This is a genomic window from Micromonospora sp. KC207, from assembly GCF_004348615.1.
Lineage (GTDB): Bacteria > Actinomycetota > Actinomycetes > Mycobacteriales > Micromonosporaceae > Micromonospora.
In genome coordinates this window covers 1-3,074 of sequence record NZ_SMKJ01000479.1, presented here as the reverse complement: position 1 = coordinate 3,074, position 3,074 = coordinate 1, and the positions used below count along the sequence as shown (strand labels likewise).

2 protein-coding genes are annotated in these 3,074 nt (G+C 72.4%); one reads left to right on the top strand and one right to left on the bottom strand.

The features are described from left to right. A partial coding sequence (locus tag E1258_RS31495; protein ID WP_243715809.1) for a low temperature requirement protein A occupies nt 1–1,278 on the top strand: 1,278 nt, incomplete at its 5' end. 55 nt (nt 1,279–1,333) lie between these two features. Here the strand turns inward: E1258_RS31495 and E1258_RS31490 are convergent. Continuing rightward, the coding region (locus E1258_RS31490; RefSeq protein WP_132407490.1) for a long-chain fatty acid--CoA ligase at nt 1,334–3,074 on the bottom strand (1,741 nt) is incomplete at its 5' end.

Genomic DNA, 3,074 nt, shown 5'->3' with positions numbered 1-3,074 from the left:
GTGCGGCCCGGCGCGCCCGGCTCGCGCGCCACCCGGCTGGAGCTCTTCTACGATCTGGTCTTCGTCTTCGCGTTCCTCGACGTCACGACGTTGACCGCGTACTACCCGAGCGCCGTCAACCTGTGCCGCTGCCTGCTGGTGCTGGGGCTGTTGTGGTGGTGCTGGACCGGATTCGCCGGGCTCGGCAACGCGGTCCGCGCCGACCAGGGCGTCCTGCCGATGGTCGGCTTCGTCACGGTCGCCGCCACCTTCCTGCTGGCCCTGAGCATGCCGGGGGCGTTCGTGGACCGGCCGGGCGGGCTGAACGGCCCGCTGGTCTTCGCGAGCTGCTACTTCCTGGTCCGCGCCTCGCAGCTCGCGGTCTTCGGCTGGGTGGTGCGCGACGACCCGGTGCGGCGGCGGCGGTGGGCGCTGCTGGCCCTGCTGCCGGTGGTCGCGGCGACCCTGCTCGTGGCCGCCGCGCTGGTGCCGCCGCGGATCGCCCACGGCGGCACGGCAACGGCCCTGCAACTGGCCCTGTGGGCTGCCGCGCTGCTTTTGGAGTACGTGGCTGGGGTGAGCCTCGGCGCCGCGTACTGGGTGGTGGTGTCGGCCGGGCACTGGGCGGAGCGGCACGCCCTGATGGTGCTGATCGCGCTCGGCGAGTCGATCATCGCGCTGGGGCTGGGCTCGAGGTTCATCACCGGTCTGCCGCTGACCTGGCCGGTGGTGATCGCTGCGGTGACCGGCATCACGATCGCCGCGACGCTGTGGTGGGCGTACTTCGACACCCTGGCTCTCGCCGTCGAGCAGGCGTTGCACCGCACCCGGGACCCCGTCGTGCGGGCCCGGCTGGCCCGCGACGCGTACACCTACCTGCACCTGCCGATCATCACCGGGGTGATCTTCTTCGCCCTCGGGATCAAGGACCTGCTCGTCGAGGCGGCGGAGCCGGGATCGCCGGCCTGGGGCGAGCCGCTGGGAGCGTTCTGGATCCTCGTCCTCTACGGCGGGGTCGGCCTCTACCTGCTCAGCCTCGTCGCCTGCGGGGTGCGCGTGCTGCGGGTGCTGCGCTGGCCGCCGGTGCTCGCGGTGGCGGTGCTGATCCTGGTCTCGCCGCTGGCCGTCCGGATCGCGGCCCTGCACGCGTTGGTGCTGCTCGGGGTGGTCTGCGTGGCGCTGGTCCTGGTGGAGACCCGGGGGGAGGGCCGCGGACGGCACCGGGTCCGCCAGTTGGCGCTGGCGGAGCAGCAGGCGGCCGAGGCCGAGGCGAGCAGGTGGCGCGGCGAGCACCTGTGAGCGACCGGCGGCCGTGCCCCGGGACGGTGGGGCACGGCCGCCGGCGGGTCGGTGCTCAGAGCTCGGCGAGGGTGCCCACGTACATCCGGTCGATCTCGGCGGCGAAGTTGCTCTCCACGCCCCGGCGCTTGATCTTGAGCGACGGCGTGACCTCGCCGTCCTCGATGGTCAGGTCGCGGGGCAGGACGGTCACCTTCTTGATCGTCTCCCAGCGGTTGAGTCTGGCGTTGAGCTGGGCGACGTACTCCTCGACCATGGCCCGGGCCTCGTCGGAGGCGGCGATCTCGGCGTAGGTGCGGCCCTCCAGCGGGCCGCCGGCCGCCCAACCCCGGATCGCGTCCGGATCGAGGCTGACCAGCATGGTGCAGTAGTTGCGGGCCTGGCCGATGACGACCGCCTGCGACGTGTACGGGCACAGCGCCTTGAACATGCCCTCGATGTGCGAGGGGGCGATGTACTTCCCGCCGGAGGTCTTGACCAGGTCCTTCTTCCGGTCGGTGATGCGCAGGTAGCCGTCGTCGTCGAGGCTCCCGATGTCGCCGGTGCGGAAGAAACCGTCCTCGGTGAACGCGGCGGCCGTCTCCTCGGGGAGGTTGTGGTATCCGCGCATCACCGGGCGGCCCCGGAGCAGGATCTCCCCGTCGGTGTCGATCCGGCACTCCAGGTCGCCCATCGCCCGGCCGACGGTGCCGATGCGCAGGCCGTCGGTCGGGTTGAGGAAGCTGCCGGCGCTGGTTTCGGTGAGGCCGTACCCCTCGGAGATCGGCAGGTTGGCGGCGGCGAAGAACGTGGCGATCTCCGTGCTCAGCGGAGCGGCGCCGGAGACCAGCACCCGGATCCGACCGCCGAGACGGGCCTGGAGCTTGCTGAACACCAGCTTCTCGGCCAGCGCGTACCGCAGCCTCAGCCCGGCCGGGACCGGTTGGCCCGCCTGCTCCAGCGTGACCTTCTCCTTGCCGACCCGCACCCCCCAGGCGAAGATCTTCGCCTTCGCGCCGCCGGCGTCCTGCGCGGTGGTGACCGCCTTGTTGTAGACCTTCTCGAAGACCCGGGGCGCCCCGCACATCAGCGTCGGCCGCACGACGGCCAGCAGCTCGACCAGCTTCTCGACCCGGCCGTCGACGTAGGTCGGCAGGCCCACGTGGGTCACGCCGCAGAGCAGGGTCTTGCCGAACGAATGGGACAGCGGGAGCCAGAGATATTGCAGGTCGTCGTCGCGCAGCAGCCCCATCTCGGCCTGGGCGACCCCCTCCCAGCACCAGCCGCCGTGCAGCAGTTCCACGCCCTTGGGTTGGCCGGTGGTACCGGAGGTGTAGATGAGGGTGGCCAGGTGCTCCGGCCCGAGGTCGGCGACCAGGCGCTCGACCAGCCCCGGGTCGTCGGCCAGCGTCCGGGCACCCCGCTCCTCCAGCTCGGCCAGGGTGAGCTGTGGCACGGCCGCGGCCGGGTCGGGCGCGCCGTCGAAGAGCACCACGTGGGTCAGCGCGGGCAGTCGCGCGCCGCTGATCTTCGCGGCCTGGGCCGGGTTCTCCGCGAACGCCACCCGGGAGCCGGAGTCGGCGACGATGAACGTCGCGTCCTCGGGCTCCGTGGTCGGGTACACGGTGGTGGTGGCACCGCCCGCACACATGATGCCGAAGTCGGCGATCACCCAGTCGAGCCGGGTGCTCGACAGGATCGCCACCGGGTCCTCCTGGCCGACACCGAGACCGTGCAGCCCGGCCGCGACCGCCCGGGCCCGCTGCCCGACCTGCGCCCAGGTCAGCCAGACCGGCCCGGAGTCGTCGGGGGCGGGG